We start from the raw sequence: 6,153 nt of genomic DNA, 5'->3' as shown, positions 1-6,153 counted from the left end.
ACTTCTTCGTGGCTTTCGAGAGGTCCACCGAGGGCTGTAAGTCCACCGTCTTCACGTCGTGGCTCGCGCTCGTGGACTGATACTCCCACGCGTAATCGAGGTCACCCGAGTGCAGTTGACTGAGGAGGTCCGTTTCGGTACTCGACGGGATCTTGGACTTGTCGATGAGTTTCTTCGACGTGCTCTCGTCGAACAGTTTCTCGCCGTCCAGCGGAATCGCACCGAGCTTCATCGACATCACGGAGCGATAGCCGTTCGGGTCCGCGGCGGGGTCGGAATGACCGAACGTGACGTCCTCACGCCCGAGAATCTTCCACCAGTTGTCGGCGGAGATTTCGTCCGCGCCCGTCGATTTGTCGGTGTAGGCGATGGTCATGGCGTTGGTCGCGAACACCGCGTACCACTTCGCGTGCTTCGGGAGCATCATGTCCCGGAGGAGGCGGTAGTCAGCCACACCGAGCACGTCCGCCGACCGGCCGAGGTTGGTGATCTTCCGCGTGGAATCGACCGACCCCTTCGCCTCCTGATTGACCTGTACGTCGTAGTTCGACTCGACGTTCTTCTCGGCAGCGTCGAACGGCGCGGAGAGGCTTCCCGCGTGGAAGATGGTCATCGTCCCCGAGAAGCCCTTCAGGTCGGAGGAGGTCGTTTCCTCGCTCGAAGTTCCCCCGTCGGTCGAATCGGTCTCGCCTGAACTCGTGCTCCCGTCGCCCCCACCATCGCCACTGTCGTCACTCGACGTACACCCGGCGAGTGCGAGAACGCCTGTCGCTCCAACCCCACGAAGCAATCGTCGCCGCGTTATCGTCGGTCGGTTTCCCATGAATGGAACATCGTTATATCGATCAGCATATAACGGTTGTGGTTGCATAGCTGACACTCCCGACGATGGGGGTCGTGACGTGCGAAACGCCGTCGCTGGCGTGTCGAGTAGACGGAAAAGAAACGTCGGTTCGTCTTGCGGGTCGTTAGACCGTGACCGCTTTCTTCTGCGAGAGCGACTGCGGGATGGAGACCTGATAGACCGTGGTCGCACCGTACTGGGTGGTAATCTTCACCTGTGCGGTCTGACCTTCCGAGAGTCCGTTGCCGTCGTCGCTGAGCAGGTCGGCAGGGACCGTTAGCCGAAGTCGGTCGTCCTGGCTGTTGAGGACGGGACGCGACTCATCGGTGTCCTTGATCGGACTGATAGCGAACTCGTTGCTCGACGGAGCGATGACGACTTTGTTACCGACCATCGAGGAGTTGTTCCCGACGAGCGTCGTCGCGTTGTCCGGGCCGATCCATTCGATCGTCGCTTGGGAGAGGTTGATGTCGTCCGAACCCGACCCGCGCATGACGGTGAAGTTGACGAGGTCGACATGACCACTGCCGGAGACGTTACCGTACACGCTGACGATATCGACGCAGTTGGAGACCTGTGCGCTGCTGTCCTGTCCTGTCTGTTGAGACTTCGATTGGAGGAAACCCGCCGTGTTGATGAGCACGCCCGCCGCAATCGCGGCGACCAGTACCATCGCGATGAACACGATGAGCGTCCCGATGCCGACCTGACCGCGGTCGTCGAGTCGCTTTTGAAGTATGTCTTTCATAGTTCTCGTTTGTCCGGTGCCGTATCGGAGAGTACCGGACACGCATGCCTATCATAACAGTAATCTTTTAAAACTTTTCGTTTACTAACAAAATAGGTTAGTTTCTGTTATTTTCTAATCGGGCCTTTAGAGCGTTGAATATGCCAAAATCAGTAAGATAGGGATTATTTAGTATTTATTCTGTTGTTTCTATTCGGGGGTCAAAAACCGATCCCGATTCGGTTCCGGTCGTGTTATTCGTCCGCCACTTCGTGAAGCGGGTTGGGAACCGTCCCGTGTTCCGACGCGTGCGGGCGACCGTCGGCGTCCTCGTAGCCGTAGTCGAGCAACCGATTTCGGTTGAGACAGAGCTTCGTGAACTCGGGTTGGAGCAGGTCGAACAGTTCGAATCGCTCCTCGAGTTCGGGGAACTGGGCTTGATACGCCTCGATGGCATCACGCACGCCCAACCAGAACTGCTCCTCCGAATAGTCCGAATGTGTCTCCAGCGCATCGGCGACGTACCGGAAGACACAGACGAACAGTCCGGAGAAGATGAACTGACACAGTCCCTCCGGCGGTTCGGTTCGCAGGACATTCGAGAGGTCCTCCGGAAGCGACTGGAGTTCCGGCAAGGGTTGGTCGCTGACGTTCACGTCGTCCACGAAGTCCTTCACGGCGAGTCGATGTGGGCGACCCTCCTTCAGCACCAGCATCGTGTTCTGGCCGTGCGGCGAGAACACCGTTCCGTACCGATAGAGGTAGTGAAGCAGCGGCGGCAACACCGTCGAGAACAGTTCATCCAGCCACTCCTCCATCGACAGGCCGGACTTCTCGACGAGCGATTCGAGGTACGGCGTTCCGTCCTCGACCTGCATCAGCGCCGACAGCGTGATGGCCTGTTCGTCGTCGTCGAGGAAGGAATAGATGCTCTCGCGCCACACGCAACCGAGCAGTTCGTCGTACTGGTAGGCGGAGCCATCGAGCCGTGAGAAATCGGGATGGTCGTAGTTCAGCCCCGCTATCTCGCCGGGGAGGATCAGATCACACTCCTCGCGGAGGTACTCGTCGTCCTCGTAGATGCCCTTGATGTACTCCGTCACTATCGGCGCGACCTCGGTTCGTTCGCCCGGCAGTCCACGGTAGACGAGCGTGTTGAGGATTCTGAGCGGCAGTTTGACGTGATGGCGCTCCAGTTCGTCGGTGTTCACGAACGTCCGGATCGACTGCTGGGGTAGGTACTCGTCCGGACCGCCACCCAGCGGGACGATGGCGTTCGATGCGATTTCGTCCGCGAACAGTTGGACGATGCTGTCCTCCCACTGCCATTCGTGAACCGGCAGGAAGTAGTAGTCGTCCGGGTCGAGCCCCTTGGACTCCAGTTTCGAGCGGAATTTCCCGTAGCGCTCACCGAGTTCGTCCCGAACCAGCGACTCGTGGTCGAGGTCGGTCACGGCGCTGAAGGTGGCCCGCGAACGGGATACCGCCAGCCACGAGAGCGTTACGGGCTGTTTCCGCTCCGGCGCGTAGTTGAGGTAGTCCTCGTAGCCGAAACCGAGTCGCCCTTTGTTGTAGGTTATCCACGGATGCCCCGTCATCTCCCCTTCGAGTTCCACGTAGTCGAGCGACGTGAGGTCCCGCTCACCGTCGCGGGTTTTCCCCTCGATGTGGGTGTCGGCGAGCATCGTGTTGCGATACTCCCGAACCAAGTGTCCGGCGGTCATGTCCGAGACGCCGATGGTCTTCTGTGCGTCGAGCAGGAACTCGACCGGGTCCGTCGCCGGTTCCCAGTCGCCGGATTCCCGGCGCTCGATGGAATCGGGATGGACGCTCGACCAGTCGAACAGCCGTTCGTCGGCCTCGAACCGATATTCGATGCCGTCCGATAGTCCGAGATGGAGATACCCGTCCTCGGTTTTCCGGGGTGAGATGAGGTCCTCGTAGCTGAACTCGGCCAGCATCTTCGCCAGCAGTCGGCGGCCTACGCTCTCCCAAATTTCGGGGGAAAGCGCGTCCTCAAGTTGTTCGTACTCGACCCCGTTCGTCTCGTCCGCGTCGTGAATTGGTGTCTGTTGCATGGTCAATCCTCCCGTGTGGTCGCTGTCCGCTCGTCGGAGGCTCGTTCGTCGTCCGAGCGTTCACCGTCGTTCAATCGCTCACCGTCGCTCAATCGTTCGCTCCCGGGCGACTTCTCGCAAAACCGCTCGACGGAGAAGTCCTGAAAGACGGTGTCCTCGTCGGTCGGATACCGGTCCTCGCCGAGGAGCGATTCGATGATGACGGCGTTTCGCTGACAGCCTAGCCCGAGGTCGGGTGAGCCGACGCCGTGGCTGTGGAGTCCGGGGTTCTGAACGAACAGCCGTCCAGCGCCGTCGAACTCGATCTCGTAGTTCTCGGCGACGCGAATTCGACCCTTCGCGTCGCGGCCGATTCGGTCCTCGATTCCGGAGAGGAAGGGTGATTGTGGGCGATGATAGCCGGTTCCGAGGACAACCACGTCGCTCCCGTGAGCGAACCGTTCGCCCGTCTGTCGCTGCTCGCAGGTCAGGCGGTAGCCGTCGCTAGCCTCCTCGATGTCCTCCACCTCGGTCATCGCGAGCATTCCCACGTCGGGTTCCGAATCGCCGATGGAGCGTTCGTACAGCAGGTCGTAGATCTCCTCGCTCGTCTCGGGGTCGATTCCCTTGTACAGCAGGTCCTGTTCGGGCAGGATCGCGTCCTTTCGCTCCTGTGGGAGGTCGTAGAAGTACTCGGTGTACTCGGGCGTGAAGTGTTGAAGCCCGAGTTTCGAGTACTCCATCGGGAAGAAGCCGTCCGAACGCGTGAACCAGTCAAGCCGGTAACCCGCCTCGGGTTGCCGTTTCAGCAGGTCGAGGAACACCTCGGCGGCACTCTGGCCCGACCCGACGACCGTGATGGCTTCGGCGTCGAGACAGCGCTCCCGCCGGTCGAGGTAGCTCGCGGTGTGGAACACGTCCGACTCCGGATGTCCCTGCAACGCCTCCGGAACGTGCGGAACGCTGCCGACGCCGACCACGACGTCGTCGGCCTCGCATTCGACCGTTTCGCCGCTTTCGGGGTCACGTGCGGTGACGTGGAACACCTCGTCGGCCTCGTCGTAGCGAACGTCCGTCACCCGGCGGCTGAACGCCGTGCTTTCGAGCGCGTCGGCGACCCACTTGCAGTAGTCGTCGTACTCCCGCCGCGGAACCTGAAACGTCTCGTAGAAGTAGAACTCGTAGAGACGATCCGTCTCCCGAAGGTAGTTCAGGTAGCTGTACTCGCTGGTCGGGTCGGCGAGCGTCACGAGGTCGGCGAGGAACGGCACTTCGAGGGTCGCATCCTCAATGAGCATGCCGCCGTGCCACTCGAACTCGGGCTTCTGTTCGAAGAACAGCGCATCGCAGTCGGTGTCGTCCAACAGCGCCGCCAACCCGAGGTTGAACGGGCCGAGGCCGACGCCGACCACGTCGTAGGTATCGGTCATCGGCCCAACACCTCCGACTCGAACCGCTCGCGCTCACAGACCATGAGCAGGGCGTCCTTCTCCTCCAGGGACAACTCGCGTCGAGGTTCGAACCCGCACGCCTCGAAGACGCGGATGACCTTCTCGTTCCGAACGTCCGGTTCCGTCACGACCCGGTCGGTCTCGTCGTGGCGGAACTGGAACGCCATCATCGCCCGAAGGAGGGGCTTCGCGTAGCCGTGGCCCAGGAATTCCGGCACGCCGATGAGCAGGTGGATGCCTTGGTCGGCGGGGCGGGCGTCGTAGTGCTCCGCGAGGCCGTCGTCCGCGGCCCAGTACGATTCCCAGTAGCTCATCGGCACGTGGTCGAGGTGTCCGACGTAGAGCGTCTGGTGGTCGTCGGCCAACTTGTCGGCCAGTTTCCGGCGGAATTCGGGAAGCGGGTCGTCCCACTGCCAGTACGGCAGGACGTGCGGTTCGTTCAACCAGCGGTGGAGCCGACCGAGGTCGCGCCCCATCTCGGCCTGTCGGAACGAAATGGTCGCTTCCGCGTCGTCGTCGTGCGTCTGGTAGTCGTAGTTCGACGCCACGAGTCCGGCGGCCCCGGTCATCGTGGTCCCTCCAGTTCCGTCACGAGCGGGTTCGGGACCTCGGAGTAAACGGACTGGTTTTCGAGCGTTCCGGTCAGTTCGTCCATGCCGCGGAAACGTGTCAGGAGGTTCGCCTTGCACGGCAGTCGGCGCTCGGTGAGCAGGCTCGTCACCAACGAGGACTCCTCGCGCTCGAACTCTGCGAGCGATTCCAGTTCCTCGCGGAGGATAGCCAGCAGGTCGCGCTCGTCGGCGAGCCCGGCACAGCCGAAGGCGTTGATGACGCCGAACGTGTTGTTCAGCATCACGTAGTACCTGATTCGCTCGTCCGCCAGCGCGTCGGAAACGAGCGTGTCGGCACGCTCGGCGACGCCGAGGAGGTACTCCTCGACGTCGCTTTGGGTCGATTCTGCAAAGTAGTAGCCCGGATTGTCACGGTACCGGAACGTGTCCGGATACCCCTCCGCAAGCGTCAGCACGCTGTTCTGCTGGTGGGCCTCCAGCCCGATACCGTGGGTCAAGTAGA

6 protein-coding genes are annotated in these 6,153 nt (G+C 61.4%); all 6 read right to left on the bottom strand.

All coding sequences use genetic code 11. From position 1 onward, the window contains the following. Positions 1-823 (bottom strand): extracellular solute-binding protein (locus WBV42_RS11685; protein ID WP_423986190.1); only part of this gene is annotated, 823 nt, incomplete at its 3' end. Between the two features lie 145 nt (positions 824-968). Further along, positions 969-1,592 carry an archaellin/type IV pilin N-terminal domain-containing protein gene (locus WBV42_RS11680; RefSeq protein WP_423986189.1) on the bottom strand — a complete coding sequence of 208 codons (624 nt, stop codon included), beginning with the start codon at positions 1,590-1,592 and terminating at the stop codon, positions 969-971. Positions 1,593-1,825: 233 nt separating this feature from the next. Further along, a complete protein-coding gene (locus WBV42_RS11675; RefSeq protein ID WP_423986188.1) occupies positions 1,826-3,649 on the bottom strand; it encodes an IucA/IucC family protein in 1,824 nt (607 codons plus the stop codon). Between the two features lie 2 nt (positions 3,650-3,651). Then, the gene (locus tag WBV42_RS11670) at positions 3,652-5,058 is read right to left on the bottom strand and encodes a lysine N(6)-hydroxylase/L-ornithine N(5)-oxygenase family protein (protein ID WP_423986187.1); all 1,407 of its coding nucleotides are present in this window, start codon (positions 5,056-5,058) and stop codon (positions 3,652-3,654) included. Further along, positions 5,055-5,648, bottom strand: coding sequence for a GNAT family N-acetyltransferase (locus WBV42_RS11665; RefSeq protein WP_423986186.1), 594 nt, complete (start codon positions 5,646-5,648; stop codon positions 5,055-5,057). The genes WBV42_RS11670 and WBV42_RS11665 overlap by 4 nt, the downstream gene beginning before the upstream one ends. Continuing rightward, the coding region (locus WBV42_RS11660) for an IucA/IucC family C-terminal-domain containing protein (protein ID WP_423986185.1) at positions 5,645-6,153 on the bottom strand (509 nt) is incomplete at its 5' end. The genes WBV42_RS11660 and WBV42_RS11665, both read right to left, overlap by 4 nt.

Origin of the sequence: Haladaptatus sp. (assembly GCF_049589095.1) — an archaeon.
GTDB lineage: Archaea > Halobacteriota > Halobacteria > Halobacteriales > Haladaptataceae > Haladaptatus.
This window is presented reverse-complemented; position numbering and strand designations above follow the sequence as displayed.